Origin of the sequence: Streptomyces yangpuensis, from assembly GCF_001005295.1 — a bacterium.
In the GTDB taxonomy this organism is placed as follows: Bacteria; Actinomycetota; Actinomycetes; order Streptomycetales; family Streptomycetaceae; genus Streptomyces; species Streptomyces yangpuensis.
The window spans coordinates 740,527-766,859 of sequence record NZ_LBMK01000002.1; the positions used below are offsets into that span (position 1 = coordinate 740,527).

22 protein-coding genes, 1 tRNA gene and 1 pseudogene are annotated in these 26,333 nt (G+C 72.7%); 8 read left to right on the plus strand and 16 right to left on the minus strand.

Translation table 11 applies throughout. The features are described 5' to 3' along the window. Positions 1–132: 132 nt before the first annotated feature. Positions 133–570, minus strand: a complete 438-nt coding sequence (locus tag AAT21_RS34375) for an SHOCT domain-containing protein (protein WP_052757699.1) — start codon at positions 568–570, stop codon at positions 133–135. Next, complete coding sequence (locus tag AAT21_RS08750) at positions 570–977, minus strand: DUF6325 family protein (RefSeq protein WP_037882200.1); 408 nt, start codon at positions 975–977, stop codon at positions 570–572. Before AAT21_RS08750 ends, AAT21_RS34375 begins: the two co-directional genes overlap by 1 nt. A 106-nt stretch (positions 978–1,083) precedes the next feature. Between AAT21_RS08750 and AAT21_RS08755 the strand changes: the two genes are divergently transcribed. Next, a complete protein-coding gene (locus AAT21_RS08755) occupies positions 1,084–2,454 on the plus strand; it encodes an FtsW/RodA/SpoVE family cell cycle protein (protein WP_046776142.1) in 1,371 nt (456 codons plus the stop codon). Then, positions 2,451–3,911: a penicillin-binding transpeptidase domain-containing protein gene (locus tag AAT21_RS08760; protein WP_046776143.1), complete on the plus strand. Its 1,461-nt coding sequence runs from the start codon at positions 2,451–2,453 to the stop codon at positions 3,909–3,911. Before AAT21_RS08755 ends, AAT21_RS08760 begins: the two co-directional genes overlap by 4 nt. Positions 3,912–4,000: 89 nt before the next feature. Here AAT21_RS08760 and AAT21_RS34900 read toward each other — a convergent pair whose 3' ends face one another. Then, a complete protein-coding gene (locus AAT21_RS34900) occupies positions 4,001–5,266 on the minus strand; it encodes a M23 family metallopeptidase (protein WP_079025525.1) in 1,266 nt (421 codons plus the stop codon). Between the two features lie 184 nt (positions 5,267–5,450). Beyond that, on the minus strand, positions 5,451–6,566 hold the full coding sequence (locus AAT21_RS08770; protein WP_046776144.1) for a ferritin-like domain-containing protein: 1,116 nt from the start codon (positions 6,564–6,566) through the stop codon (positions 5,451–5,453). 168 nt (positions 6,567–6,734) lie between these two features. On the opposite strand from AAT21_RS08770, the gene AAT21_RS08775 reads away from it, so the two are divergent. From AAT21_RS08775 to AAT21_RS08785, 3 genes are all read left to right on the plus strand, one after another. After that, positions 6,735–7,664 (plus strand): AurF N-oxygenase family protein, encoded by a 930-nt coding sequence (locus AAT21_RS08775; protein WP_046776145.1) that lies wholly within the window; start codon positions 6,735–6,737, stop codon positions 7,662–7,664. Positions 7,665–8,153: 489 nt separating this feature from the next. Beyond that, positions 8,154–8,867, plus strand: a complete 714-nt coding sequence (locus AAT21_RS08780; protein ID WP_046776146.1) for a TetR/AcrR family transcriptional regulator — start codon at positions 8,154–8,156, stop codon at positions 8,865–8,867. Positions 8,868–8,877: 10 nt separating this feature from the next. Further along, positions 8,878–9,150, plus strand: a complete 273-nt coding sequence (locus AAT21_RS08785; protein WP_046776147.1) for a hypothetical protein — start codon at positions 8,878–8,880, stop codon at positions 9,148–9,150. A gap of 135 nt (positions 9,151–9,285) precedes the next feature. On the opposite strand, the pseudogene AAT21_RS35280 reads toward AAT21_RS08785, so the two are convergent. The 3 genes and pseudogenes from AAT21_RS35280 to AAT21_RS08800 form a co-directional block, all read right to left on the minus strand. After that, positions 9,286–10,525 (minus strand): annotated as a pseudogene (locus AAT21_RS35280) (histidine kinase dimerization/phospho-acceptor domain-containing protein). A gap of 86 nt (positions 10,526–10,611) precedes the next feature. Then, a complete protein-coding gene (locus AAT21_RS08795; RefSeq protein WP_063838076.1) occupies positions 10,612–11,427 on the minus strand; it encodes a hypothetical protein in 816 nt (271 codons plus the stop codon). Positions 11,428–11,793: 366 nt separating this feature from the next. Then, positions 11,794–12,426, minus strand: a complete 633-nt coding sequence (locus AAT21_RS08800) for a hypothetical protein (RefSeq protein WP_046776149.1) — start codon at positions 12,424–12,426, stop codon at positions 11,794–11,796. A gap of 219 nt (positions 12,427–12,645) precedes the next feature. Between AAT21_RS08800 and AAT21_RS08805 the strand changes: the two genes are divergently transcribed. Beyond that, the gene (locus tag AAT21_RS08805) at positions 12,646–13,485 is read left to right on the plus strand and encodes a nuclease-related domain-containing protein (RefSeq protein ID WP_046776150.1); all 840 of its coding nucleotides are present in this window, start codon (positions 12,646–12,648) and stop codon (positions 13,483–13,485) included. 173 nt (positions 13,486–13,658) lie between these two features. On the opposite strand, the gene ku is transcribed toward AAT21_RS08805, so the two are convergent. After that, positions 13,659–14,813 carry a non-homologous end joining protein Ku gene (gene ku, locus AAT21_RS08810; RefSeq protein WP_046776151.1) on the minus strand — a complete coding sequence of 385 codons (1,155 nt, stop codon included), beginning with the start codon at positions 14,811–14,813 and terminating at the stop codon, positions 13,659–13,661. Positions 14,814–14,844: 31 nt separating this feature from the next. Between ku and ligD the strand changes: the two genes are divergently transcribed. Beyond that, positions 14,845–15,741 carry a non-homologous end-joining DNA ligase gene (ligD, locus tag AAT21_RS08815; protein WP_046776152.1) on the plus strand — a complete coding sequence of 299 codons (897 nt, stop codon included), beginning with the start codon at positions 14,845–14,847 and terminating at the stop codon, positions 15,739–15,741. Then, on the plus strand, positions 15,738–16,634 hold the full coding sequence (locus tag AAT21_RS08820) for an ATP-dependent DNA ligase (RefSeq protein ID WP_200904358.1): 897 nt from the start codon (positions 15,738–15,740) through the stop codon (positions 16,632–16,634). Before ligD ends, AAT21_RS08820 begins: the two co-directional genes overlap by 4 nt. A 67-nt stretch (positions 16,635–16,701) precedes the next feature. Here AAT21_RS08820 and AAT21_RS08825 read toward each other — a convergent pair whose 3' ends face one another. The 8 genes from AAT21_RS08825 to AAT21_RS08855 all read right to left on the minus strand — a co-directional run bounded on the left by AAT21_RS08825 (position 16,702) and on the right by AAT21_RS08855 (position 26,240). After that, positions 16,702–17,097 carry a DUF6479 family protein gene (locus AAT21_RS08825; RefSeq protein WP_046776153.1) on the minus strand — a complete coding sequence of 132 codons (396 nt, stop codon included), beginning with the start codon at positions 17,095–17,097 and terminating at the stop codon, positions 16,702–16,704. Positions 17,098–17,240: 143 nt separating this feature from the next. Next, positions 17,241–18,224, minus strand: coding sequence for an XdhC family protein (locus AAT21_RS08830; RefSeq protein WP_046776154.1), 984 nt, complete (start codon positions 18,222–18,224; stop codon positions 17,241–17,243). A 196-nt stretch (positions 18,225–18,420) separates the two neighbouring features. Continuing rightward, the gene (locus AAT21_RS08835) at positions 18,421–20,286 is read right to left on the minus strand and encodes a DUF262 domain-containing protein (protein ID WP_046776155.1); all 1,866 of its coding nucleotides are present in this window, start codon (positions 20,284–20,286) and stop codon (positions 18,421–18,423) included. Between the two features lie 350 nt (positions 20,287–20,636). Next, a complete protein-coding gene (locus AAT21_RS08840) occupies positions 20,637–22,103 on the minus strand; it encodes an AAA family ATPase (RefSeq protein WP_046776156.1) in 1,467 nt (488 codons plus the stop codon). Positions 22,104–22,470: 367 nt separating this feature from the next. Continuing rightward, positions 22,471–23,658 (minus strand): hypothetical protein, encoded by a 1,188-nt coding sequence (locus AAT21_RS08845; RefSeq protein WP_046776157.1) that lies wholly within the window; start codon positions 23,656–23,658, stop codon positions 22,471–22,473. A gap of 117 nt (positions 23,659–23,775) precedes the next feature. Continuing rightward, entirely contained in the window at positions 23,776–25,050 is a 1,275-nt protein-coding gene (locus tag AAT21_RS36595; RefSeq protein ID WP_107081227.1) for a hypothetical protein, read from the minus strand. A gap of 62 nt (positions 25,051–25,112) precedes the next feature. Continuing rightward, positions 25,113–25,823, minus strand: coding sequence for a hypothetical protein (locus tag AAT21_RS36600; protein WP_157879655.1), 711 nt, complete (start codon positions 25,821–25,823; stop codon positions 25,113–25,115). A 345-nt stretch (positions 25,824–26,168) separates the two neighbouring features. Continuing rightward, a tRNA-Arg gene (locus tag AAT21_RS08855) sits at positions 26,169–26,240 on the minus strand. Positions 26,241–26,333 lie beyond the last annotated feature (93 nt).

The window sequence follows — 26,333 nt, forward strand, 5'->3', positions numbered from 1 at the left end:
TACCTCTCTGATGCTGCCCGGCCGTCCCGCCGCCCCCACACCCACCCCGCACCGTCGAAGCCACCGCCCCGCCGCACCACCACCACCCCCGCCGTCGTGCTTTTCGCCTCCGTCCCGCCGCACTGCACGCCGTCAGTCGTTCAGCAGGCGGGCCTTCGCCGCCGTGAACTCCTGAGGGGTCAGCAGGCCCTCGCGGGCCAGGTCGGCCAGTTGGCGCAGCTCCGCCGCCAGACCGGCGGGGGCTGCCGGGCCGGGCTCCGGGCGGGTGCCCCAGTACAGCGCGCCGAGCGGTTCCGGCTCGCCGTCAGGATCGGGTTCGTCCGTCGGCTCGGGCTCGGGCTCGGGCTCGGGTTCGTCCGTCGGCTCCGGGCCGAGGTCGTTCATCGGCTCCGGCTCCTCCGTGAAATCCGGCTCCGGCTCCGGCTCCGCCGCCCAGCGTGGCCGCTCGTGGTGCCGTGGTTCGTCCGGGCGTGCCGCGCCCGCCGCCCGGGCCAGCAGGCCCCGCAGCAGGGGCGACCCCGCCGGGCGGTTCGCGGCGTGGACCGTCACTCCCCTCGGCCGGATGAACATCAGGCCACCCCTGCCCGGGGGTCCGAGGGGACCCGGTCCGGAGGGATGCGGACCGAGCCCACGATCCGGCCGCCGGCCGCCCGTACGGCGATCGCCGCGTCCTCGGCCCAAACGTGCTCGACCACCAGCAGCAGCGCGCAGCTGCCGCGCTCCAGCAGGTCCGCCGCCTCGTGGACGTCCTCCGGTCCGATCAGCCGGGCCGCGTCCCGCCCCGTCAGCAGACCGTGCAGTTCCACGAACTCGTCGAACTCGGCTGCCAAGACCTCCCCCGACGCCGTCTTGGTGGCGACGAGCCCGTCGATCAGCCGGACCACCCCCGACTTGCGCAGCCCCATCACGGCCTCGACGGCCGGCACCCGCAGCTGCTCCTCGGGGAAGGCGAGGACGATGAATTCCACAGGTCCCATGCGCCTCGGCTCCTCACTCTCGACACTTCCGACCGTTTGTGACGACTCTTCGGCACACTATGACATAAAGGGACATAGCATCCATCTGCTTGCTACGTTTCGGGGTATGACCGCTCTGACGGCGAAGGTGGCGGAGCCTTCCCCGCCCCCGCCACCCGAAGCCGGCGCGCCCAAACGCCGGGGAGTCGAGCTGGCGCTCCTCGCGGGTGCCGTCCTGATCTCCGTACTCGGTCACCTCCACGTCGGCCTCGTGACCACCGGCCGCATCCCCGACCCCGCCGACCGGTACGCGGTCGGCCTCGCGGTGGCGGCGCTGCTCGCCCACCTCGCCGTACGGTTCACGGCCCCGTACGCCGACCCCCTCGTGCTCCCCATCGCCGTCCTGCTCAACGGCCTCGGTCTGGTCCTCATCCAGCGCCTCGACGCGACCACCCCCGGCCACCCCACCGCGGACGACCAGCTCCTGTGGTCCGCCCTCGGCGTGGTGCTCTTCGTCCTCGTCGTCGTGCTGCTCCGCGACCACCGGGCGCTCCAGCGCTACGCGTACCTGTCCGTCGCCACCGCCCTGGTGCTGATGCTCGTGCCCGTCTTCTTCCCGGCGGTCAACGGCGCGCACATCTGGATCCGCTTCGCCGGGCTCTCCTTCCAGCCGGGGGAGTTCGCCAAGATCCTGCTGGCCGTGTTCTTCGCCGCCTACCTCGCCGCGAACCGCACCGCCCTGGCCCTGACCGGCCGCCGGCTCTTCTGGAAGCTGCGCCTCCTGCCGGGCCGCGTGCTCGGCCCGATCCTCACGATCTGGCTGCTCAGCGTCGGCCTGCTCGTCCTGGAACGGGACCTCGGCACCTCGCTGCTGTTCTTCGGCCTGTTCGTGATCATGCTGTTCACCGCCACCGGGCGGATCGGCTGGATCGCGATCGGACTGCTGCTCGCCGCCCTCGGCGCCTACGCCGTCGGGACCTTGGAACCGCACGTGAACAGCCGTGTGGACGACTGGCTGAATCCTTTCGCCTCCATCGAGCGCGGCGAGGGCCCCGGCCAGCTCGCCCAGTCCCTCTTCGCCTTCGGCGCCGGCGGCCTCCTCGGGGCCGGTCTCGGCCACGGCCAGTCCTTCCTCATCGGGTTCGCCGCCAAGTCGGACTTCATCCTCGCCACCGCGGGGGAGGAGCTCGGCCTCGTCGGCCTCACCGCGATCCTGCTCCTCTACGGGCTCCTCGTCGCCCGCGGGTTCCGCGCCGGCCTCGCCCTGCGCGACCCCTTCGGCCGGCTGCTCGCCACCGGCCTCGCCTCGATCGTCGCGCTCCAGGTCTTCGTCATCGCGGGCGGTGTCACCGGGCTGATCCCGCTCACCGGCATGGCCATGCCCTTCCTCGCCCAGGGTGGCTCCTCCGTCGTCACCAACTGGATCATCGTCGCCCTGCTGGTCCGGCTCAGCGACAGCGCACGCAGACCCCGTCCCGCGCAGGAGGCGGCCGAGTGATCCGCTACATCCGCTGGTGCGCGTACTTCTGCGCGCTGCTGCTCCTCGCCCTGCTGGTCAACATCGCCCGCGTACAGGTGTGGGAGTCCGCCGCCTACGGCGCGAACCCGGCCAACAAGCGCTCCGCCATCGAGCGGTACGCCGAGCCGCGCGGGGACATCCTCGTCGACGGACGGCCCGTCACGGGCTCCCGCGACAGCGGCCAGCTGCTGCGCTACGAGCGGACGTACGCCAACGGTCCGCTCTACGCGCCCGTCACCGGTTTCTCCTCCCAGACGTACGGGACCAGCTTCGTGGAGCGCGCCGAGGACGCCGTGCTGTCGGGCACGGACCCGGGGCTTTCGGCGTTCCCGCTCTGGTACGACCTGTCCCGCGGCCGCCCGGCCGGCGGGAACGCCGTCACCACCGTGCGCGCCGCGGTGCAGCGGGCCGCGTACGCCGGGCTCGGCGGGAAACGCGGGGCGGTGGCCGCCCTCGAACCGGCCACGGGGAAGATCCTGGCGCTGGTCAGCAGCCCCTCGTACGACCCGGCCGTGCTCTCCGGCACGGGGACGAAGCCGCGCGGGGCCTGGGCGGCGCTCAACGCGGACCCCGCCCGGCCGATGCTCAACCGGGCGCTGCGCGAGACGTACCCGCCCGGCTCCACCTTCAAGATCGTGACGGCGGCGGCGGCCCTGGACGCGGGCGTGGTCACCGATGTGGACGCGCCGACCCGGACCCCGGACCCCTACCCGCTGCCCGGGACCAGCACCCTGCTGCCGAACGCTGCCACGGGCTGCGAGGACGCCTCCATGGCCGAGGCCGTGCAGTGGTCGTGCAACACGGTGATGGCGAAGATCGGGGTGCAGGTCGGGCTGCGCCGGATGACGGAGGCGGCCCGCCGCTTCGGCTTCAACACGGAAGGGCTGCGGGTCCCCTCGTGGGTGTCCCGGTCGAACTTCGACACGGACATGAGCCTGGACCAGCTGGCCCTCTCCTCCATCGGGCAGTTCAACACCACAGCCACACCGCTGCAGATGGCGATGGTGGCCGCGGCCGTCGCGAACGGCGGCGAGCTGGCCTCCCCGTACCTGGTGGAACGGACGACCCAGGACGACGGTTCCCCGGTGCGGCGCGGCGACCGGCGCAGCCTCGGGCGGGCGATGAACCCGGCCACCGCGCTGCGGATGCAGGAGCTGATGGTGAAGGTGGTGGAGCGGGGGACGGGCCGGAACGCGGCGATCCCCGGCGCGGTGGTCGGCGGCAAGACCGGCACGGCCCAGCACGGCGTCGGCAACGCGGGGACCCCGTACGCCTGGTTCATCTCCTGGGCCCGCGCCGAGGGTGCGGCCCTGCCGGCCGTGGCGGTCGCGGTGGTGGTGGAGGACGCGTCGGCGGACCGGGGTGACATCAGCGGCAACGGCGCGGCCGCGCCGATCGCCCGGGCGGTGATGAAGGCCGCGCTGGCGGCGCGGTGAGGCGGCCCCGGCGCCGGCCCCGGCACCGGCCCCGGCCCTGGGGTCGTGGTCCGGGGGTCGCGGTCCGGGCCGGGGTCGGTGCCGGGGTCTCAGTACGAGCAGCCGCTGGTGGGCAACGTGCCGGGAGCCTGCGGGGTGACGCCGTCGTAGAGGTCGAGGAGCATACGCTGCGGGCAGTGCTTCACGCCTGAGATGCGGATCTCGAAGTGCAGGTGCGGGCCGGTGGACTGCCCCGTGTTGCCGGACTCGCCCAGGTACTGGCCGGGGGAGACGGTCGATCCGGCCGCCACGCCCCGCTGGCTGAGGTGGCCGTATATGTAAGTGGCGCCGTCGGCCCCGTTGATCTGGATCCCGTTGCCGAAGCCGCCGTCGATGTAGCTGACGGTTCCCCGGGTGACCGCGTGGACCGGGGTTCCGGTCGGCACCTGGATGTCGATGGCCGCGTAGTCGTGGTGCGGGTCGTCGAGCTCGCTGCGCGGTACGGCGCCGCGGGGCAGGACGTAGGCGTAGTTCCCGCCCGTGCAGGTCGCGGTCTCGGGCTGGGCGGAGAGCAGGGTCTGGGTCCAGCCGGAGGCGTCGACGGGGTCGTCGTTGTGGTAGGCGATGTCGCTGCCGGACCGGTCGTCCGGGTCGACGTCCTGGTACCAGTACATGCCGCCGGCCCCGGTCACGCCGTAGTAGAGGCCCCCGCCGGGGGAGACGAGCCGGTCGAACGCGGACCAGCCGGAGGCCACGAGCTGGGCGGAAGACCAGCCGCCACCACTGTCGATCCGGTATTCGAGGAGACGGCCGTCCGCGGTGTTGGCGATGAGCCGGTCGTCGCCGGAGGAGGCCAGGGTCTTCAGGACGAAGCCGCTGCCGACCTCCACGCGCTGGCCGATGTGCTGGGAGCCGGCGGGCTTGGCCTGCGAGACGAGGTACTGGAGGAGCACACCGCCCGCCGTGCCGTAGAGGTGGCCGTGGCCGTCGTAGACGAGCTTGTCGTGGGTCCAGCCGGTGCCGATCTGCACCGGGGGGCCGGCCAGGCCGAGCGAGAGGTTGTTGGTCTGGATGTCGACCCGGTAGAGCACCCCGCCGGGGTCCGTGACCAGGACCGTGTTGAAGTTCAGGGTGGCCATGGCCTTGGGCGTGAAGCCCAGGTCGGGCCCGATGAGCGTCTTGATCCGGTCGCCGGTCGACGGATCGATCTGTGAGTACGTCAGCCGGCCGTCGGCGAGGGCGCCGTACACGGAGACCGACCCCGTGCAGTTGGCGGTGGCCGCCTGGGCGGGGGCGGCGGTCACGGATCCCAGACCGATGGTCATCAGGCCGGCGAGCAGGGCTCCGAGCACGGGCCGGGACATGCGAGATTTCATCGTCGTCCTCCAACAGGTCGTGCGCTCACGGAAGATGATCAGGCGCAGAATTTATCGACTCCCCCTGCCGGGGGAAATGGATCTTCACGCCACATCTCCTGGGGCACGTACCGGCCGCGGGCCGCGGGCTACGGCTACCGGCCGCCGGTCATACGTCGTCGTCACGGGTCCCCGGTCACCGCCGTCACGTTCCCGTCGGGCCCCGCCCGTCGGCTATGGCGGCCTCGACCTCCGCCACCCGCGCCGACTCCTCGGCCGCGAACCGCTCGCGGTCGAGGGCCTCGGCGATCTCCTCGTCCTGGCTCATCAACAGGTCCAGGTCGGAGTCGCCCATGTGGAAGACGCCCAGGTCCACGTACGCCCTCTGGAGCCGCTCGCCCCACAGCCCGATGTCCTTCACGCACGGCACGATCCGGCTGAACAGCAGTTTGCGGAACAGGTGCAGGAACTCGGACTGCTCGCTGAGCGCCTCCGCCTCCTTCGCCGGGATGCCGAAGTTCTCCAGCACCTCCACCCCGAGCAGCCGGTTCCGCATCAGGTAGCAGCCCTCGATCACGAACTCCTCGCGCTCGCGCAGCTCGGCGTCCGTCAGCTGCCGGTAGTAGTCGCGCAGCGCCATCCGCCCGAAGGCCACGTGCCGGGCCTCGTCCTGCATCACGTACGCCAGGAGCTGCTTGGGCAGCGGCTTGGTGGTCGTGTCCCGGATGAGGCCGAAGGAGGCCAGGGCCAGCCCCTCGATGAGCACCTGCATGCCCAGGTACGGCATGTCCCACCGGGAGTCGCGCAGGGTGTCGCCGAGCAGCCTCTGGAGGCTGTCGTTGACCGGGTACAGCATCCCGACCTTCTCGTGCAGGAAACGCCCGAAGATCTCCGCGTGCCGGGCCTCGTCCATGGTCTGCGTGGCCGAGTAGAACTTCGCGTCGAGGTCCGGGACGGACTCCACGATGCGCGCCGCGCACACCATCGCGCCCTGCTCGCCGTGGAGGAACTGGCTGAAGTTCCAGGCGGTGTAGTGCCGGCGCAGCTCGCCCCTGTCCTTCTCCGTCAGCTTGGCCCAGTGCCGGGTCCCGTACAGCGGAAGGGACTCGTCGGGGGTCCCCAGCGGATCGTACGGGTCCACCTCGATGTCCCAGTCGATGCGCTTGGCGCCGTCCCACTGCTTGTCCTTGCCCTTCTGGTACAGGGCGAGGAGCCGTTCGCGGCCGTCGTCGTACTCCCAGCTGAAGCGGGCGGAGCCGGAGGCGGGGATCTGCCAGACGGCCTCGCCCGGGTCCTCGGTGTAGAGCTCGTGCGTCGACACTGACGCCCCCTCGTCTCGCGTACTGCCGTGCAGGACCGGACAGTTGGCAGAGTCACACGTTGGTAGACGCGGGGTCAACAAGTCGTGCGCGGGGGATTGACGAGCTTGCTGACAAGCAGTCTCATAACCAGTGACCGCCGGTAACTCGACGACGAGGTGTCCGAAGCCATGACGACCGTGACCGAACGAGCCGCGCTCAGGGACGCCCTCGGCCTCCTCAAGGACCGGGAGCAGATAGCCGAGCGCCTGCTGGAATCCTCGGCCAAGCACTCCTTCGACCCCGACAAGGAACTCGACTGGGACGCCCCCATGGTCGAGGGGAAGTACTACTGGCCGCCCGAGCTGCTCTCCCTCTACGACACCCCGCTCTGGAAGAAGATGGGCGAGGAGCAGCGCATCGACCTCTCCCGCCACGAGGCGGCGGCGCTCGGCTCGCTCGGCATCTGGTTCGAGATCATCCTCATGCAGCTGATGGTCCGGCACATCTACGACAAGTCGCTGACCAGCAAGCACGTGCGGTACGCCCTCACCGAGATCGCCGACGAGTGCCGGCACTCGATGATGTTCGCCCGCATGATCCAGAAGAGTGGCAGCCCCGAGTACCCGGTCTCCCGGCTCAACCACAACCTCGCGCGGATCCTGAAGACCGTCTCCACCACCCCCGGCTCCTTCGCCTGCACCCTGCTCGGCGAGGAGATCCTCGACTGGATGCAGCGCCTGACCTTCCCGGACGAGCGCATCCAGCCGCTGGTCCGCGGCGTCACCCGGATCCACGTGATCGAGGAGGCCCGGCACGTCCGGTACGCCCGCGAGGAACTGCGCCGCCAGATGCTGACGGCCCCGCGCTGGGAGCAGGAGCTCACCCGGATCAGCTGCGGCGAGGCCGCCCGCGTCTTCTCCCTCGCCTTCGTGAACCCGGCCGTCTACGACAACATCGGGCTGGACCGCCGCGAGGCGGTCGCCCAGGTCCGGGCCAGCGGCCACCGCCGCGAGGTCATGCAGACCGGCGCCAAGCGGCTCACCGACTTCCTCGACGACATCGGCGTCCTGCGCGGAGTCGGCCGCAGGCTCTGGCAGAGCTCGGGCCTCCTGGCGTAGGTCAGGGTCCGGCGTCCTGGCCTTGGGCAGGGGCCGGGCTCCTGGCGTACGGCACGGGCCGGGCTCCTGGCGTAGGACAGGTGTCGGGCCCCCGGCGTACGGCGCGGGCCGGGGGAGCGGCGGCCGGGGCCGGACCCACGGGCGGGCACGGGTCCGGCCGGAGGCCCGCGCGCAGGGGCGCGGACGGGCCGCGGCCCGGACGCCGGGACGGGCGCGGGGAGGCCCGCGCGCAGGGGCGGACGGAGCGACGGAGGCGGGGACGGCCGGCGCACGCGGGGTCCTGGCGCAGGCCCGGACGCAGGGCCGGAGGGGCGGAGCCCCGGACAGCCCGGACGTTGCGGCGTCCGCCGGTCCGCCGGTCCGCCGGTCCGCCGGTCCGCCGGTCCGCCGGCCTGTCCGCCCGTCCCCCCGTCCGTCCATCGGTCCGGATCGGGCCGGGACTTCGCGGACGCCGGTCGCGGGCGGTGGCTCCCGGGCTACCCTGCGGTCATGACCGTACGCGCGTACCGCAGGCTGAGCGTCGAGGAGCGGCGGGCCCAACTCCTCGACGCCGCCCTCACGCTGTTCGCGCACCGGGCTCCGGAGGAGGTCTCGCTCGACGACGTCGCGGAGGCCGCCGGAGTCTCGCGCCCGCTCGTCTACCGCTACTTCCCCGGCGGCAAGCAGCAGCTCTACGAGGCGGCCCTGCGCTCGGCGGCCGACCTCCTCGAACTCTGCTTCGCCGAACCTCAGCAGGGCCCCCTGACCCGGCGGCTCTCCCGGGCCCTGGACCGCTACCTCACGTTCGTCGACGAGCACGACACCGGCTTCGCGGCCCTCCTCCAGGGCGGCAGCGTCGTCGAGACCTCCCGTACGACCGCGACCGTCGACGGCATCCGCCGGGCCGCGGCCGACCAGATCCTCCTCCACCTCGGCGTCCCGGCGCCCGGCCCCCGGCTGCGCATGATGGTCCGCACATGGATCACGGCGGTCGAGGCGGCGTCCCTCATATGGATCGACGAGGGCAAGCAGCCCGAGGTCGACACCCTCCGGGACTGGCTGCTGGACCAGTTCATCGCCCTGCTGACGGCCACCGCCGCCACGGATCCGGAGACGGCGGCGGCCGCCCGGGCCGCCCTGGCCGTCGAATCGGCGGACGGCCCGGTCGGGAACCTGGCCCGGCGCGTGATGCCGGTGGTCTCCGAGGCCGCCCACCTGCTGTGACACTGGTGGGGTGAGAAGCCAACCGACTCCGTTCGAGGGCGGCCCGATGGACGGCCGGGTCCTCCCGATCCTGCTCGGCCCGACCGGACACCCGCCGAAGTGGTACGAGATCCCCGTCCCGACGCCGGACGGCCCGCCGACGGTGCTGCTGTACGAACGGGTCCCGTCGGGCTACTCGAAGCGGCTGGGCCTGCAGAAGGGCTGGAAGTACGCGTTCCGCCCCTCGGGCACCAAGCCCCGCCCCCGCTGGCCCTGGACCAAGCGCCCCCGCCCCCAGCCCTGACCCTCCCGCCGCACCCGCACCCGCACCCGCACCCGCACCCGCCCCCGTCCTCTCGGCCGAGCCCGGGCCCCACCGCCGGGCCGCGACGGACCCAGCGGGGGCGGGCCGCGGCCTCCGGCCGGGAAGGGCGGGGAGTTACGAGCCCGGGAGGGTGAGGGTGGCCAGGCTGCCGCCGCCCTCCGCGGTGCGGAAGCGCAGCGTCGCGCCGATCGCATCCGCCTGACCCACCGCGATGGTGGCCCAGCCCCTGCCCCTTGCCCCCGCTGCGGAAGCGCTGCGGACCGTGCGCCAGCAGGTAGTCGGGGAAGCCGTCCCCGTGGTCCCGTACGGTCATCACCGGCCCGTCCACCGTCAGGACCACCGGTGACCGGCCGTGCTGATGGGCGTTGGCCACCAGGTTTCCCAGGACCCGCTCCAGCCTGCGCCGGTCCGTCTCCACATGGGCGTCCCGCAGGACGACCACCTCCGTGTCCGTCCCCGAGGCCCGCACCACGCGCCGGGCCAGCCGCCCCAGCTGGTGCAGATCCGTCTCCACCGCCTCGCTGCCCGAGTCCAGCCGGGAGATCTCCAGCAGGTCCTCCGTCAGCTGCCGCATCGTCCGTACCCGTTCGCGCACCAGCTCCGTCGGCCGCCCCTCCGGCAACAGCTCCGACGCCGCCTGCAGCCCCGTCAGCGGCGTGCGCAGCTCATGGGCCACGTCCGCCGTGAACCGCCGTTCGCTCTCCAGCTTCGCCTGCAGGCTCCCCGCCATCGTGTCCAGCGCCCCGGCCACGGTCGCCACCTCGTCCTGGGGGCGCGAGGGGTCCTTCGTCCGCGGGTCGTCCACCCGCGCGTTGAGGTCGCCCTGCGTGATCCGCCGGGCCACGGTCGCCGTCTGGTGCAGCCGTCGTGTCACCCGCGTCACCGCGAAGGCGCCCACGAGCAGCGTCCCGCCGATCGCCAGCACGGACGACCCGATGATCGCGTTGTCCAGTCCGCTGATGGTGCGGGCGCTCTGCCCGTAGTCGACGACGGTCGCCAGCGCCCGGCCGTCCGCCGGGCCGGCCGCCCACATCGTCGGGCGGCCCCGGTGCTCCGCCACGACCGTCCCCCGCTGTCCGCCGGCCGCGAGCGCCCGCAGCTCCGGCGGCAGCCCCACCGGGTCCAGGCCGGAACCGGGCGGCAGGGGTTCCCCTGCCTCGTACGCGTCCGTGACGTCGCTCAGTTTGCCCAGCGCCTTCTCCCGCGCCGTGGCCACCGTCTGACGGGTCACCTCCACATGCACGAGCGCGCCGAGCACGGCTGCCAGCGAACAGCACATCACCACGATGAAACACGCCGACTTCCAGGTCAGCGTGGCGGTCCAGGCGGGCAGCCGCGGCCGTACGCGCAGCAGTAGCCGCCGCAGTCGCTGCCACCGACGCAGACGCAGACGCGGCACCTGCTGCCGCCGCTCGGCCCGCGCGTGCTCCTCTCCCACGGTCACGGCCGGTCCGGCGCGACGCCGGGACCCGGCCCGGATCCGGGACCCGGACCGGTCCCAGGTCCCGAGCCGCGACCCGCGCCGGTACCGGTTCCAGGGCCGGTGCCGCCGCCGGACCCGCCCCCGCCGCCGGGCCCCGTACCGGGACCGCGGTCCTCCGGACCCCGCGGGTTCGCGGGCACCCGTACGATCTGCTCGCGCGTCGGCAGCATCGTGCGCTGCTTCTCCTCCCAGGACCAGGCGGTGATCAGCTCGTAGCCGCGGTTCCCGCTGGGCACCCGCAGGACCACGTCCCGCCCGGCCAGTTCCACCGAGACCACGGTCTGCGTGGTCGCCATGATCCGGGCGAGCCGTCCGTCGCCGTCCGCCGTGTAGACCCGTACGGACATCATCTTGTCCGGGAACTCGATGCCGACGATCAGCTCGTCCTTGCCGTCGCCCGTGAGGTCCCGGTAGTACGGCGCCAGCACCGGACACGACGCGGGCCCCGCGCCCTCCTTCGTGCACGCGCTGATCGCCGCCGCGGTCTCCGCCGGTATCCCGTCGGCCCCGGCCCTGGTCCTCGGATGCACCCGCAGCTCCGCCTGGACGAGGGCCACCGGATCGACCGCGTGCACGTCCTGGTCGTGGACGGGCGGGATCCCCTTGACGTACTCGGGCGGAGCCCCGGCCGGATCGGCCGGCGGTACGGTCGCCCCCACACGGTCGGGCCACAGGTGTACGGGCCCGCTCGCGGTCGCGGTCGCCCCGGCGCCGACCAGCCCGCCGGTGTCTCCGCAGCCCGCCAGCAGCAAAAGCGCGGCGAGCGCCAGCAACGCGGCGAGGACGGGGTTACGTACGGAACCGGCACGGGGAACGGAACCGGTAGCGGTAGCGCGACCGGGAACGGGAGAGCGGCGGTCCGCGGAGCCGCCCGAACCGAACCCCTGCACGCCCGCCCGGTGGGCGTCCCCGCTGCTCACGGCCGTTCTGCGCCCGGCCCCCTTGCCGACAGCAGCCTTGCCCACAACCCCCCTGCTCACAGCCCCCGTGCCCTTCTGCCCGCGTGACGAAGATGGTCGATCACATCCACCATATGCGGAGGTGTGGCCCCATTTGCCCATGTCGATGGGCCCCCGGCGGTCCGGGCGCGGGTGTGCGGGCCGCCCGTCCGTGCGGGCCGTCCTGCCTGCGTACGACGGTCAGCCGTCCGTGCGTCCCCGGCGCAGCATGGCGAAGCCGAGCCCGGCCGCACCCACGGCCGCGATGCCGCCGCCCGCGGCGAGCAGCAGCATGCCGTCGCCCGGCCCGTCGGCCAGCGTACTCAGCCGCCGGCCCTCGGCGGACGCGGCCTCCAGTACGCGCGTGTCGCCGACGGCGGCCCGCTGTTCGGCCGAGACCGGGACGATCTGCCCGTCGCGGGTGCCGGTCTTGTGTCCATCGCCCGCAACGGCGTGGCCGCCGTCCTGCGCGGAGGCGCCGCCCACCCAGGACGTCAGCCGCCCCGCGGGGTCCAGGGCGGCGTGCAGATCGCCGGAGCCGCCGAAGCCGGTGACCCCGTCCTGGCTGGTCAGGGTGGTTGCCCTGGTGCCGTCGGCGGCCAGGATGTCGGCCTGGTAGCCGCCCTTGGCGGTCCGGTACACCTTCGCCGTGGAAACGCCGTCCGCCAGCGCGAGACTCTTGACCAGTGTCCGCTGCGTGGCCGCCGAGTGCGCGGACGAGGCCGCCGGCACCCCTTCGGCCAGAGCGGCGGCGGTGGGCAGCGCCAGGAGGCTGCCGGCACAGGCGGTCACGGCTGCGGCGCGAACGAGAGTGCGGCGGCGGACGGTGCTCACGGAAAATCCTTCGATGCGGGGTGTGGGGCCGGGGTGCTGGGGTGCCGGCCGGAACGGAACCTGGCGTCTCCAGGTACGACCAACCTAGGCCGCGGCCGTTGCGGCGACACCCCGTTCGTGTAACAGCGAAGTCGCAAGGTTCCGTCGGAGTCGTTACACAACCGAGGGATTGCCGTGCGGCGCCCCGGCTGCTCCCATGGACGGCGGGGGTGAGGGTGAATGCGCGGACTCAAGGTACTGCCCAGCGGCCGGCCCGGCCGCGGCCGACTGTACGTCAACCTGCCCGACGGGCAGGCGGTCGCGTGGTACGACCGCCAGGCCAACCGGATCAGCGTCCTCGCGGACGGCCACCGCGAAGCGATCCTGGCGGTGCTGCGCCCGTACCTGAGCGGCACCGTGTCCATCGGGCCGCCCCCGGTCCCCACCGCGACCGCCCTGCACCGCCTGGCCATGCCGCCGGACGCGGACCTGGCCCCCAACCGGCCCGCCGAGGCCCTGCTGGCGGAGCTGGAACACGGCGCGGCGGGCAGCAGGGCCCGGCACCGCCTGCGCCAGGACCTGACGGCGCAACAGCGGATGGGCGACGCCTTCGACGCCCTGGAACCGGAGGGCTGGCGGACGTTGCACTGCGTCCCGCTCCCGGGCTTCGGCAGGATCGACCACCTGGTGATCGGCCCGGCCGGGATCTTCTGCGTGCGTACGGTTCCGGGGCGTCGTCAGCGTGCGGTGGTCGGCGATCTGCTGCTCACGATCGGCCGCGCGGAACCCCGCCCGGACCCCCGCTGGATACGCGGCGCGGCGGCCCGCGCGACGGCGCTGCTGGCCGCGAAGGTCACCCCGGCCCTGGCGGTGGTCGACGCCTCCCGCCTGGAGACGGCGCCGACGGTCCGCGACATCCGCATCCTCCAGCCGCCGACGGCGACACCGGACCTCGTGGCCTCCCCTACCGCCCTCAAACCCCCGGACGTAGAAGCCCTGTTCGCCCAAGCCCGCGACACCCGGACCTGGCTGCCCCCCACTCCCCGCCCCCACCCGGGCCGGACCCGCCGCCCTCGCTGACTCGCCTCTACCGCGCGGCAGTTCGGGCCGGGACCTTTCGGTGCGGCAGGGCTGCCGCCGGGCCGGGCCGGGATCGTGGGACGGGGTCCGGGGCGCAGCCCCGGGGTACGGGGGAAGGGCGGGGTGGGGAAACGCGCCGCAGGCCCGCCCGCACCCCCGCCGGGCCGCCGGCCTCAGGCCGAGGCCCGCTTCCGCGGCGCCGCGGCCTTCTTCGCTCCCGCGGCCGTACCGGCCTTCTTCGTACCGGCCTTCTTCGCAGCGGCCTTCCTCGCGCTCGCCGTCGAAGTCGACTTGGCCGTAGCGGACTTGGCGGTCCCGGACTTGGGCGTCCCCGACTTGGCAGTCGTCGCCGTCTTCTTCTTCGACGCGGCACCGGCAGACGACGCAGTCTTCTTTGCCGAGGCCGCCGTCGACTTCTTCCCGCCCACGGCCTTCGGCGCGGACGCCGTCTTCCGGCCCGTACCGCCGCTCCGCCGCCGCATCGGCGTGACCTCCGCCCCGGCCCCCGCCTTGGCGCCGGACTCGTCCTCCGCCTCACCCCCGCCCTCGCCCCGCGACGCCTTCGCCGCCCGCACGCTCTTCTCCAACGCCGCCATCAGGTCGATCACCTGCCCGCCGGCCGGCTCCACTGTGGCCTCCGCCGGCTCGAACGCCCCACCAGCCTTCGCCGCGATCATCGCCTCCACCGCGTCCCGGTAGTCGTCGTGCAGCGACTCCAGTTCCACCTCGCCCAGCGTTGCCATCAGCGCGTCCGCCAGGTCCAGCTCGGCATCCCGCACCGTCACCTCGGCGTCCGGAGCGACCCCCTCCGGCGCCCGGATCTCGTCCGGCCACAACAGCCCGTGCATCGCGATCACGTCGTCGACCACCCGCAGCATGCCCAGCCGCTCCCGCCCCCGCAGCGCGAACTTGGCGATCGCGACCTTCCGGCTGCGCTTCAGCGCCTCCCGCAGCAGCGTGTACGGCTTGGCCGCCGTCGCTCCGTTCGCCGCCAGGTAGTACGCCGCGTCCATCTGCAGCGGATCGATCTCCTCGGCGGGGACGAACGACATGATCTCGATCGTCTTCGCCGTGGCCAGCGGCAGCTGCGCCAGGTCCTCCTCCGTGATCGGGATGACGGACCCGTCCGCCTCCTCGTACCCCTTGCCGATCTCGGCGGCCGACACCTCCTCGCCGTCCAGCTCGCACACCTTGCGGTAGCGGACGCGCCCGCCGTCGGCGAGGTGGATCTGGCGGAAAGAGATCGAATGGCTCTCGGTGGCGTTCACGAGTTTGATCGGAATGCTGACGAGGCCGAAGGAGATCGCTCCGTTCCAGATGGATCGCACGGTTCCTCCCGTTTCGTGGCAATCTCATCGTATGACGCCGATCACATTGGTGGAGGGCCGTCGCATCGCGCTCAGCAACCTCGACAAGGTCCTCTACCCCGAGACCGGCTTCACGAAGGGCGAGGTCCTCCACTACTACGCCACCGTCGCAGAGCCCCTGCTCGCCCAGATCCACGACCGGGCGGTGTCCTTCCTGCGCTATCCGGACGGGCCGGAGGGCCAGCTGTTCTTCACCAAGAATCCGCCGCCCGGCGCACCCGACTGGGTGAGGACCACCCCCGTGCCCCGCTCCGAGGACCCCTCCGCCGAACAGGTGGTCGTCGCCGACCTCGCCACCCTCATGTGGTCCGCCAACCTCGTCGTCGAGTTCCACATCCACCAGTGGCCCGCCGGCAGCCCCGCCCTCGCCGACCGCATGGTCCTCGACCTCGACCCCGGCGCGCCCGCCTCCGTCGTCGAGTGCAGTGCCGCCGCCCTCTGGCTGCGCGAGCGCCTCGCCGCCGACGGCCTCGCCGCCTACGCCAAGACCTCCGGCTCCAAGGGCCTGCACCTGGCCGTGCCCCTGGAGCCGACCCCCTCGGCGCAGGTGTCCGCGTACGCGAAGCAGCTCGCCCAGGAGGCCGAACGCGAGCTCCCCGACCTCGTCGTCCACCGCATGGCCAAGGCCCTGCGCCCCGGCAAGGTCTTCGTCGACCACAGCCAGAACGCCGCCGCCAAGACCACCGCCGCCGCCTACACCCTGCGGGCGCGGGCCCGCCCCACCGCGTCCGCCCCCGTCTCCTGGGCGGAGGTCGAGGCCTGCCGCACCCCCGCCGACCTGGTCTTCCTCGCCGACGACATCGGCCCGCGGCTCGTCCGCGACGGCGACCTCCACGCCCCACTGGCCGACCCCGCGCAGGGCCGCCCGCTCCCCAGGGCCCGGCCATGATCCGCGTCGCGCTGGCCGCAGCCGTACGGGACCTGCCGCGCGCGGCAGGTCTGGCGTACGAGCCGAAGTTCGACGGGCACCGCCTCGTCGTCGTGCGGTCGGCTGCCGACGTGACCCTCCAGGCCCGCTCCGGCCGGATCGTGACCAGCGCGTTCCCCGATCTGGCGGCGGCAGCGCTGCAGTTGCCGGCCGGAACGGTCCTCGACGGCGAGGTGGTGGTCTGGCACGCGGGCCGGACGGACTTCGCACTGGTGCAGCGGCGGGCGGCCGCCACCGCCGCGCGGGCCGCCGTGCTCGCGCAGAGCCTGCCCGCCTCGTACGCCGCCTTCGACGTACTGGAACTGGCCGGGCTGGACGTGCGCGCCCGCCCGTACGAACGCCGCCGGGCCCTGCTCGTCGACCTGCTCCTGCCCCTCGGGCCGCCGCTCCAGCCCGTCCCGATGACCACCGACCCGGAACTGGCCGCCACCTGGTACGAGACGCTCCCCGCCAGCGGTATCGAGGGACTCGTCGTCAAACGGCTGGACCAGGCCTACCCGGCCGGGCGGCGCGGCTGGCAGAAGCTGCGGCACACGGACGTCCGGGACGCGGCGGTCGTCGGCTACACCGGCACCCCGCGCCGGCCGCTCGCCCTGGTCCTCGTCCTGCCGGTCGGGGACGAGACCCCGCTGGTGTCGAGCCCGCTGACGGCGGCGCTGCGCCGGGAGGTGGCGGAGGCGGCCGCCGCGCGCGGGGCCGCCGGACGGGCCGCCGAACCGCGAGCCACCGTCACCGCCATCGGCCTCGGCGAGGTCCCCTACCGCGCCCTGGACCCGCCGCTCACGGCGGAGGTCCGGCACGCCTCGGCCAGGCACCCGCCTCCGGAGGTGCTCCGGCTGCGGACGGACCTCTGACCCGCGCGGGAGGCGCGGGCCAGAGGACGGTCGGGTCGTCGCACTCCTCGGCCGACGGGCCGTCGGTTCAGGAGTGCGCTCCGCGCCCCGCGTCCGGGGGAGCCCCGGGCTGCGGGTGTGGACCGGGCCCTTCCGGCAGCTTGTAGCCGGACTCGCGCTCCCTGCGGACCTCGTCCGGGTGGCTGGAGGTCGTCGAGCCGAAGTTCCCGTAGCCCTGCATCTCGTGCGGTCGCAGGCCCCCCTCGGGGATCTCCACCTGGTCGCGTTCCTCGCGGACCTCGTAGACCGCCCCGCCGTTCGGCAGGTGCGGCTGTTCCTCGGGGGCGGGCGGCGGCGGTTCCTTGGCCCGGACCCGCTGGCCCAGCTTGAAGCCGCCGAGCAGCATGCCGGCGACGACGATGCCGACGACGAGGAACCACACGATGTCCAGGGCGACTGGGTCCACGCTCAGGATCATGTCCATACGGAGCATTTTCCCTCACATCGCCGGGTTGTGCGCATTTCGGACGCGACGGAGAGGGTGCAAGGAACCGGCAGGGCGCAAGGGAACCGGCAGGGCCAAGGGGACTGGTAGGGCCAAGGGGACTGGCGGGGCGCGAGGGGGCATCAGGTGTTGATGGGCCCGTCGGCGTCCCGCAGCGCACCCGCCTTGCGCGCCCCCAGCACCCCGAGGATCTCGGCGCAGATCGCCAGCGCGGTCTCCGCCGGCGTGCGGGCGCCGAGGTCCAGCCCGATCGGCCCGTGCACCCGGGCCAGCTCTGCCTCGTTGACCCCGGCCGCGAGCAGTCCCTCCCGCCGCCGCGCCGTCGTACGCCGCGACCCGAGCGCCCCGACGTACGGCACCCCTGCGGCCAGCGCCGCCCGCAGCGTCGGCACGTCGAACTGCTCGTCGTGGCTCAGCATGACCACGCACGCGGCGTCCCGGCGCGCTTCGATCACCTCGGCCGCCGGCCCGGCCGCCTCGACCCGTGCGGCCTCCCAGCCCAGCAGCAGTGCCTGCCGCTCGATGACGGCGGCCAGCTCACCGCCGCCGCCGATGACCAGGTACGGGGCCGACGGCTGGGCCTCCACCAGCACCAGGCCCGACTCCCCGTACAGGGCGTCCCGCCCGGCCCGCCGCGTGGCCAGCAGCTCGCCGGCCCGCCGCCCGGCATCGTCGCCCGGCACCGCGGTGGCCCGTACGACCTCACTGGACGCCTGGTCGGCGGCCTCGTTCAGCCGGGTCACCAGCGCCACCCCGACGCCCTCGCCGAGCAGCTCCCACCACTCTGCGGGAATCGTCGCGAGCGGCTGGAGCAGCACCTCGGCCTGCCCGCCGCAGGTCAGCTTCGCCGCCACGGCCGCGTCGCCGGCAACCGACACCTCGCACACCCGCGCGGTGGCCCCGGGCGCCATGGCCACGGCTTCCGCGACGAGCTCGGCGTCGAAGACCCCGCGGTACAGGCTGCCGACGCACTCCCCCCGCGCATCGACGAGCACGGCCCCGCCCGGATCCCGCGGCCCGAAACCCTGCTCGGTCACGGGCCGGGCCAGATACCCCGCCCGCCCCTCGGCCACCCACTGCCGCGCCGTCTCCACCAGCTCACGCATCCGTGCCGCCCCATCCATCCGCGCTCTTTCCCGCAAAGCGCCAAGTCAGCAGCACACTGCAGGCTCACCACCCACCATAGGCAGCCCGTCCCGCCGACCCGCACCTCAAAAGCCACAGACCCCGCCGCCCCTCCCTCGTGCAGATCACCGGAAACCGCCGGAAGCCACGCCGTGCCGGCGGACGGTGCCTGGCCGGTCAGTGTCCGGCGGCCCGGGAGGCCGGGATCGCAGGGACGGCGTCGGCGGCGCGCAGGCCGTCGGCGGAGGGCCAGATGTCCAGGACCACCGAGGCGAGGTAGGCGCCCCGGGCGCGGATCCGGTCCTCGTCCCAGGCGGAGGACCACGTGTCGACACCGCAACCGGGCGGGGCGTTGAGCAGCGTGCCGTGGGTGAGGCGCAGGAGGCTGTGCTCACCGAGCCACTGCCGCTTGTCGTCCCATGCCATGTTGCCGAGGGTGGGATTGAGCCGGGCCGTCACCAGGGTCAGATTGCCCAGGGTGTGGACGAGCTCGTCGCGCCCGGCACCCTCGTCCGGATCGTCCGCCAGGGGCGGCCAGTTGTCGCGCCAGCTCTGCGGCATGACGTGTTCGATCGTCAGCTTCGAGCCGAGTTGTGCGCCGATGGGAGCGGTCAGCTGTTCCGTGTGGTCGGTGCGCAGTTCGTCCTCCAGCGCCTCCAGGAGGATCCGGACGCGGTGGCGGTAGAGCCGGGCGTACAGCGGGTCCTGCTCCAGGGCGGTACGGAACTCCGCGTCGGTCGGCCAGTTCCGGTGCTGGCCGTGCATCCCCGTCAGGGTCGTGATGATGACTTCGTCCGCACGCTCGGGCTCGCGCGCCGCCGCGGCCACGAGGTCGCGGAAGACGTGGTTGTAATCACGGTTGCTGAGGTTGAGGATCGCCCGCCGCACGAGGTAGCTGTCGATGGCGCGGACGGCGTTGCGCCGGCGCTCGGGCGACAGCACCTCCTCGCTCAGCCCGAAGAGGAAGAGCAGCAGGGGCATCGGCGTCGACATCTGCATGACCTTCATCCGGTACAGGAACCGGCCCTCGAGCCCGTGCGACGGGTACTGGTCGAGACGCTCGTAGATCTCTGCGTACCGGGTCAGTTCCGCGAACACCTGCTCGGTGGGAACGGAGGCGGAGCGCAGCCAGCGCTCGAACTCCTTGAACAGGGCTGAAGAGGTGAACTCGCGCTGGGTGCGCATGGTGAGCCAGTAGGTCAGGAACACGTCGAGCCGACTGCGGGTGATGCGGCCCGTCGTCTGCTCGGTCCGCCACTCGGCCTGATCGAAGGGGGCCCAGTAGGTCCGGTAGAGCCGGTCGATGTCCGCGCCGGCATGCTCGGCGTCCCGGAACAACAGGTTCTTCACCAGGTCTGCGTGTTCCAGCGGCGTTCCGCGGCTGTTGAGGGTCTCGAAGACGACCTGGGCGTCGTCGTGCTCCTCCAGATCGATGATGACCAGGCGCAAGTGCTCACGCATCGTCTGTACCAGCGCTCCGAGCCGCTCGTGCGGTTCGGGCGCCTCGGTCAGCCACTTGTCGATCTCCTGCCGGAAGTACTCCACCGCCTGGCCGAGCCGTCCACTTCCGCCCTTGCCGAGCATGACGGAACGGAACTCTTCACGGTCGGCGTTCGTGGGCCAGACCTTGTAGCGGTGGTCGGGGTGCCGGTCGCGGTCGAAGAGGTCCTCGTCGTTCTCCAGGAACCGCCTGAGCAGCCGCTCGGACTTCTGGTGGTCCCGGGCGATGGCCGAGAGCCTGGCCGCGAAGAGGAACAGCTGGAGCGTGGTCAGCCGCTGCTGACCGTCGATGACCTGCCGGGTCTCCAGGTCGGACGACATGTGGGGCGCCTCGTCGAACACGACGGCGCCGAGGAAGTGCGGCGCGACGGCCTCCCCGGTCCGTACCGCCTCCTCGGCACGCTCCACCGTCCTGCGCACGTCTTCCCACAGAGCAGCCCAGTTGTCGTCCCTGTCCCACACATAGGGACGCTGGAACAACGGAACCGTGTACCGGACGTCCTTCCCGAAGATGCGTCGCAGATCAACCGTGTCGGCCTTCATGGCTCCCCCCTCATCCGAACGGTCACCACGGTAGCGATCTTCCGCCCCTGGAGAGGCGGTTCGCCCCGAAGCGGCCCACGAAAGCGGGATCCGCAGGCGCGGCACAGTGACGCCGCGAAGCAGCGCGGCCGGCCCAGGGGCGAATCCAGAGGCGCCACCTGCAGGACATGCGCACCATGGGGCCGGCCTGTGGCCGAGGCGGAACCGACTCAGCCGCGCTGAGTACGGGAGGCATTGCCGATCTCATCCGAGGCGCTGCAAGGGCAGAAATCAGGCGGCAGGTGGTGCGGGTGAGGCTGGATCGCGAAGGAGGCATCGCGGCAGTGGGCGGACGCGGTGGTCCGCGCGGGCTACGTGCCGTGGTAGAGGCGGTCGACGTCGATCAGCTGGACGGTCGGGTCCTTGTCGGCGAGGCGGCGCAGGTCGTCGGTGAAGCCCGCGCCGCTGAAGCACTGCAGCCGGGTGCGGTCGGTCGCGGCGTCGCCTTTGGCGAGCAGGCCGCGGATGTGCCGGAGGCGTTCCAGGTGGCCGGTCCCCATGACATCGTTCCATTTGGCTTCGCCGATGGCGAGCAGGGCTTCGCGACCGTCGCCGGTATCGCCGTAGACGGCTGAATCGACCTCATGGATGGTCCTGGCGGCGGGGTCGTTGACGGTGCCACCGGCGACTCGGGAGACCTGGCCACCATGGGTTTCAGGGGCTGCGTACCAGCGGGACCATTCCCGGCAGACCTGTTCGAAGCGGGGGCCGAGGACCTTGCTGCGGAAGGCGGAGTGGGCGCGTTTCCATACGGCGGCGGCGCGCCCTGGCCGCTCCAGGTCCCCCCAGGCGGGACGCATGACCGCGTGGTAGAAGGTCACGAGCGGTTCGGCGATGCGGTACGCGGAGCGGTTGCGGCGGAACGCGTCGGTCTCGTGCGTGATCATGCCGACGTCCTGGAGGACGCTGAGCGGGTGGGCCAGGTCGGTGGATTTGCGGCCGAGGTAGTCGGCGATACCGCCGCGGGAGGCGTTGCCGGCGGCGATCGCCGCGAGTACGGAGTGGTAGAGCGCGACGTCGTGGAGTTCGGGTTCCTCCGCCAGCAGATAGCGGGCTTCGCGGAAGAGGGGGCGGGCCGGGTTGAGGACGGCGCGGGCGACCCAGTCGTCGAAGTCGTCCGGTCCCTGCGGTGTGTCCCCTTGGGTGAATTCCCGGCGGTAGGCGGGGGTACCGCCCACGATGGCGTTGGTCATCAGGGCGGTGTGCGGGTCGGAGATCTCCCAGAACTCTGCGGCGAGCCGGAAGTCCAGTGTGGGGACGACGAGTTCGAGCCCGGCGCGACCGCGGAGCGGGGCGTTGCCGGCCAGCAGCTTTCCCATGAACGACAGGGCGGATCCGCAGAGCAGGAGCCGCACGGGAGTGTTGGTGTGCTGGGCGGCCGGGTCGAGAGCCCGCTGGATGACCGAGGGCAGGGCGGGTGACGCCTTGGCCAGGAAGGGGAACTCGTCGATCACCGCGGTGGTCGGGCCGCGGTCGGCGAGCCGCAGGAGTTCGGTGACGGCCTCGTCCCAGTGCGCGAAGCGGAACGGCGTGGCCTGGCCGCGGTAGCGGGCCAGGGCCTCGCCGAACTGGCGCAGGGCGTCGGCCTCGGTCGTCTCGGTCGCGGTGAACATGAAACCCCCGCCGGCGCGGGTGACCGCGTCGAGCAGGAACGTCTTGCCCTGGCGCCGGCGACCCGAGACCACCCCGAGCATGGCCTGCGGCCCCGGCAGGGTGGCGAACCGGGTCAGCTCGGCCCACTCGAAGGTGCGGTCGAACATCTCCGCGGGCTTGTCCACGAACCCTCCCTTTGGATAGGTGAAGCTATTATAGCTCGGGTTATTCATTCGGCCCTGGTCTGGTGGTGAGAATCGCCCGGTCGCGTGAACCGCGCCGACGGACGGGGACGGGCACGTCAGCGCGGCGGTCCACGGCTCGCATGCGTACATGGCTCGCATGCGCACATGGCCGAGCTCATTTCTCCGCACCTGCGAGTGTCCGTGCGGGCAGGAAGGATCTCCGCGGACACGGCGAAGGGCGCGGCGCAGGGGCGACTCGGTTGACACAGCCGTCCCAGACGGCCATGACGGACCCGGCGCCGCCGTGTGCGATCCGATCGCCGATCTGACCAGGGCTCGCCCGGCGGGCGGTCGGGTCGTGTTGCTGTCAGGGGTTGGGCATGCCGACGGCGTCGAAGCGGCGCATCAGGGACGGCTTGCCGCGGTGGGTCGCACGCAGCGCGCCGACCCGGTCCTCGAAGGCACTACTGGTTCCCGAACGGGCGTGGATCTCGCGCAGGTCGGTGAGTAGCGTGACCGCGACGTCGTACGGGCCGGCCTTCTTCTCCCCGATCAGCTTGTCGACGTCCTGCCATGCCCGCTCGGTGTCCTGGGCGAGGCGGGCCAGGTGTGCGTCCCGGGCCTGGGAGATGCCCTCGGCCCGTGCTCGCGCGGCAGTGGCCTTCTCCTCCGCTGCCCGGTGCGTGCGCTCGGTGCGGTACAGGTGGGCGGCGCCCAGGAGTTGGGCGGCAGTGCGGCGCTCGGCGGCGTCGGCGGCGGAGCACGGTCCGGACAGACGGGCGGCGCGGTGGCGGGCGAGGAGCTGCGGGCCGGGCTGGGGAGCGGTGCCGAGTGCCGCTTCCAGCAGCAGGGCGTCCTTCTCCTCGGCGGGCAGCCTCGCGATGAACTCGGCCAGGTTCGCTCTGTCCACGGCGGCTGCCTGCGGGGCCGGGGCGCTCGCCTGGGCGGCGACGGCCAGGAGGTCGGGGTCCACGCCCAGGAAATCGACCAGGGCCCGCTGCGGCCCGGTGAGCGAGGCCAGACCGGCCGGCACCAGGGGCTCGACCTCGCCGACGTACTCCTCCTCCTCGTCGTCCTCGGCCGGCTCCCACATGCCCAGGCCGGCGAGCCAGGCCACGTACAGCCCCCGCAGATCACCGGCCGCCAGTTCGGCGCGCAAGCCCACGAACGCGGACAGCGAGAACTCTGACTCGAAGTCCCACTCGCCGCCGTCCTCCGATGAGAGGGAGAAATCGAGGAGGGTGTGCCCGGAGCAGGTCCACACGCTCAGCGATTCCTCCAACGCGTAGGGGGCAGCGGCCTTGGCGCTGAGGAGGGCGGCGGGCAGGCGCAGGACGAGGCGGCGGCTGCCCCAGTTCGCGTAGTAGAGGTGGGCGTCGTAGAGCTGCTCGACCAACTTGGTCGTATCACCGCGGAAGTCGCCCCAGTGGTATTCGTTGGTGAAGCTCGTGGGCGTGATGTGTGCCCTGGTGGACAGCGCCCGTACCTGCGCCAACTCGCCCTCGTCCAGCGGCCGGTCGATGGCCAGGAACTCGTAGTACTGGTACTCGCTCACGACCGGACACCCTACTGCGCAGAGGACAGGCCCTGACAAGGCTGCCGGAGCCGCCGCAGGCGCCGCGAAGTGGCGCCGGCCACGAGCCCCGCGCGGGCGGGATGACCTCGGTGCGGCCTACCGGCGGCGTCCGCGTCCCGGCTTTCCTCCGCGCGTGGGCCGGGCCGTCGTGCCCGGTCGCCGCCCGGTGCGTGCCGTAGACGTGCGGGGCAGCCGCGCCGCGGCATCGCGCAGATCCTGCAGCGCGGCGTGGTCGGGGTGCGGGGCGGTCAGGGCCACGTCGAGAGCCTCGCGGAAGTCGGCCCCCTGCGTACGGATCGCGTCGCCGAAGCGGGCCGGGCCGGTCGCCTCCAGGTACTGGACCATGCTTTCCGCGACCATGACCAGACTCTCGGCCTCGGTCAGGTTCTCGGGGGCGAGGAGGCCCCGGTTGACGAGAACACCGATGGCGAGGGGTGCCAGCTGTGGATCGCGGCGCAGGGGCAGGGCGAACCGGTCGCCTTCACCCTCGGGAAGCGCGGCGCACAGCGTTTCGAGCATGGCCTGTCCGCGCGTGCGGTAGGGCATGGTGCGGACGGCGTCCAGGAGGAGGGGGAAGGCGCGTTCGGGGCCGTCGTGGGCCTGGACCCACTGGTCCAGTTCGAGGCGGGCCGAGTCGCTGTCGTAGTGCTCGGCAAGGGTGCCCAGGAGGCCGGCGGCGGGCGCGTGGGCGAGTTCCCCGATGAGAGGTGCGTCGCGGCCGGCGTCGAGCAGGCGGGCGCGTACCGCCCACGTACCCAGGGCGGTGAGGCGGATGAGTTCCACGGGACCGTCGGATGGTTCGCCGGTGTCCGGTACGAGGCCACCGGTCGGGCCTGTAAGCGTGGGGCTCCCGGCGGGATTGCGGGGAGCCGGGTCGTCGGCGCCCGCGGAGAGCGGGAGGAACTGGTAGACGGGGTCTGCCGGGCCCACCAGCCTTTCGACGGCGCCGAGCTCATCCAGCAGGTCCAGCACCACGCGCAGGTCGCGGTGCGCGTCGTCGAACCACATCCGGGGCGCGGTGCCGCCGAGCCGGAACCGGCCCCGGTACGCGTGGTCGACGGAGTCGCGCAACCGGTGCCAGGGCATCGGGTGGGGCAGGCTGTAGAGGGTGTTGAGGATGTCGGGGAGAACGTCCTCGTACGCGTCGAAGAGCATTGATTCGGTGTGCCAGCCGCTTTTCGCACCGAGCAGTTGCCGCCGCATGCCGAACACGGCATCGAACGCTCGCCGCCACAGCGCGAGCGGGTCCTTCAGGTCGCCGGCGGCCTTTCCGACCGCGTGCACGCGACCCTTGACGACGCGTACCAGGCGGGCTTCCCTGGCCAGTTCGAAGACCAGGTTCAGGCGCGGCAGGGCGTCTACGGAGCGCACGGCCGCGGGCGGTGTGTCCCCGGTGCCGAGCAGCTCGGCGAGCTCGCGTGCGTCAGCGGTCTTCAGTCGGCCGGTGGCGGTGACAGGCCGGCCTTCCCTGCCCGCCCATGCGGCGAGCCCTGGAGCATGCCGAGCAGCCCAACCCGCCCCGCCTCGGCCCTCAGCGTCTCCGGTGGCGGGAGGGTGACGGGCAACTGCGGCTCGGCCCGCAGGGCGTCGGGCGATCCCTCGGTCATGTGCCGTGCCGCGATCGCCTGCAGTACGTCCTCGTCGTACGGGATCTCGCCCTGCCGGGCGCGTTTGCTGAACCTGGCCAGTGCCGCCGGGCTGCCCAGGTCGACGCCCTGCTCGGCAGCGAGGGTGGTCCAGAACTTCGCGAGTCCCCAGCGGGTCCGGTCGGCCATCGCCTGCGGATAGCCGGCTGCTGTGTCGTCTACGGCGCCGAGCAGGGTGTCCAGGGCCGTGCCGCGCGGGTCGGCCAGCCCGGTGGCATCCAGGTAGCGCAGCAGCAGGCGCAGTGCATCCGGTGCCCCGGGCAGCTCCTCGCCCGGCAGGACCGTCACCGTACGGGGCGCCCAGTCGAGCAGGAACGCCTGGACGTGCCGCGGCTCCCACAGGCCCAGCCGCCCGTCGACGGTGCCACCGTGCCGGTAGTCGAGCGCGGCGGCCACGGCGAAGGTGTCCACCGCGGCCGAGCCCGGGACCTGTCCGGCCCACCGCTCCAGCCGCCCGACGAGCACGTCACGGGCTGCCTGTTCCGTTTCCGGGGCCACCTGTCGGCTTCGAGAGCACGTTACCCGCCCCGGTTCTTCCGCGTGGGCGGGCCCGTGGTACCGGCCGCCTCGACCGGGATCGCTACAGGCGGACCGAGGAGGATGACGGGTTCGGGGTCCGGGGGGTGAGGACCCAGGTGCCTTGTGAGCGGGTGGCGGTCCGCCCCAGTGCCTGGGTCGCGGTGCCCGGCTGCTCGCCCCGCACCGAACGCGGTGCCCACACGCCCCTCACAAGGGAGCAGTGCGTAACAACGACAAAGGCCCGGACTCAGTGGGACTGAGTTCGGGCCTTCATGCTTGGCACTTCAGCTTGTCAGCGGCGTGATCGCGCTGTCTCTGCTGGAGTGCCCCCGGCAGGATTCGAACCTGCGCACACGGCTCCGGAGGCCGTTGCTCTATCCCCTGAGCTACGGGGGCGTGTCGCTTGTGGTGCGGCGACGGGTTGAACACTACCAGCTTCCACGGGGTGATCAGGAACCCGTTTGTGGGGGAGGGGTGAGTGCGTCGCCC

Excerpts from the sequence above, each read along its gene's own strand:
- AAT21_RS34375 (WP_052757699.1), bottom strand. The coding sequence starts at position 570 with ATGTTCATCCGGCCGAGGGGAGTGACGGTCCACGCCGCGAACCGCCCG.
- AAT21_RS08750 (WP_037882200.1), bottom strand. The coding sequence starts at position 977 with ATGGGACCTGTGGAATTCATCGTCCTCGCCTTCCCCGAGGAGCAGCTG.
- AAT21_RS08780 (WP_046776146.1), top strand. The coding sequence starts at position 8,154 with ATGACCGTACGCGCGTACCGCAGGCTGAGCGTCGAGGAGCGGCGGGCC.
- AAT21_RS08825 (WP_046776153.1), bottom strand. The coding sequence starts at position 17,097 with ATGGACATGATCCTGAGCGTGGACCCAGTCGCCCTGGACATCGTGTGG.
- AAT21_RS34900 (WP_079025525.1), bottom strand. The coding sequence starts at position 5,266 with ATGAAATCTCGCATGTCCCGGCCCGTGCTCGGAGCCCTGCTCGCCGGC.
- ligD (WP_046776152.1), top strand. The coding sequence starts at position 14,845 with ATGACGCCGATCACATTGGTGGAGGGCCGTCGCATCGCGCTCAGCAAC.
- AAT21_RS08820 (WP_200904358.1), top strand. The coding sequence starts at position 15,738 with ATGATCCGCGTCGCGCTGGCCGCAGCCGTACGGGACCTGCCGCGCGCG.
- AAT21_RS08805 (WP_046776150.1), top strand. The coding sequence starts at position 12,646 with ATGCGCGGACTCAAGGTACTGCCCAGCGGCCGGCCCGGCCGCGGCCGA.
- AAT21_RS08755 (WP_046776142.1), top strand. The coding sequence starts at position 1,084 with ATGACCGCTCTGACGGCGAAGGTGGCGGAGCCTTCCCCGCCCCCGCCA.
- AAT21_RS08830 (WP_046776154.1), bottom strand. The coding sequence starts at position 18,224 with ATGCGTGAGCTGGTGGAGACGGCGCGGCAGTGGGTGGCCGAGGGGCGG.
- AAT21_RS08775 (WP_046776145.1), top strand. The coding sequence starts at position 6,735 with ATGACGACCGTGACCGAACGAGCCGCGCTCAGGGACGCCCTCGGCCTC.
- AAT21_RS08835 (WP_046776155.1), bottom strand. The coding sequence starts at position 20,286 with ATGAAGGCCGACACGGTTGATCTGCGACGCATCTTCGGGAAGGACGTC.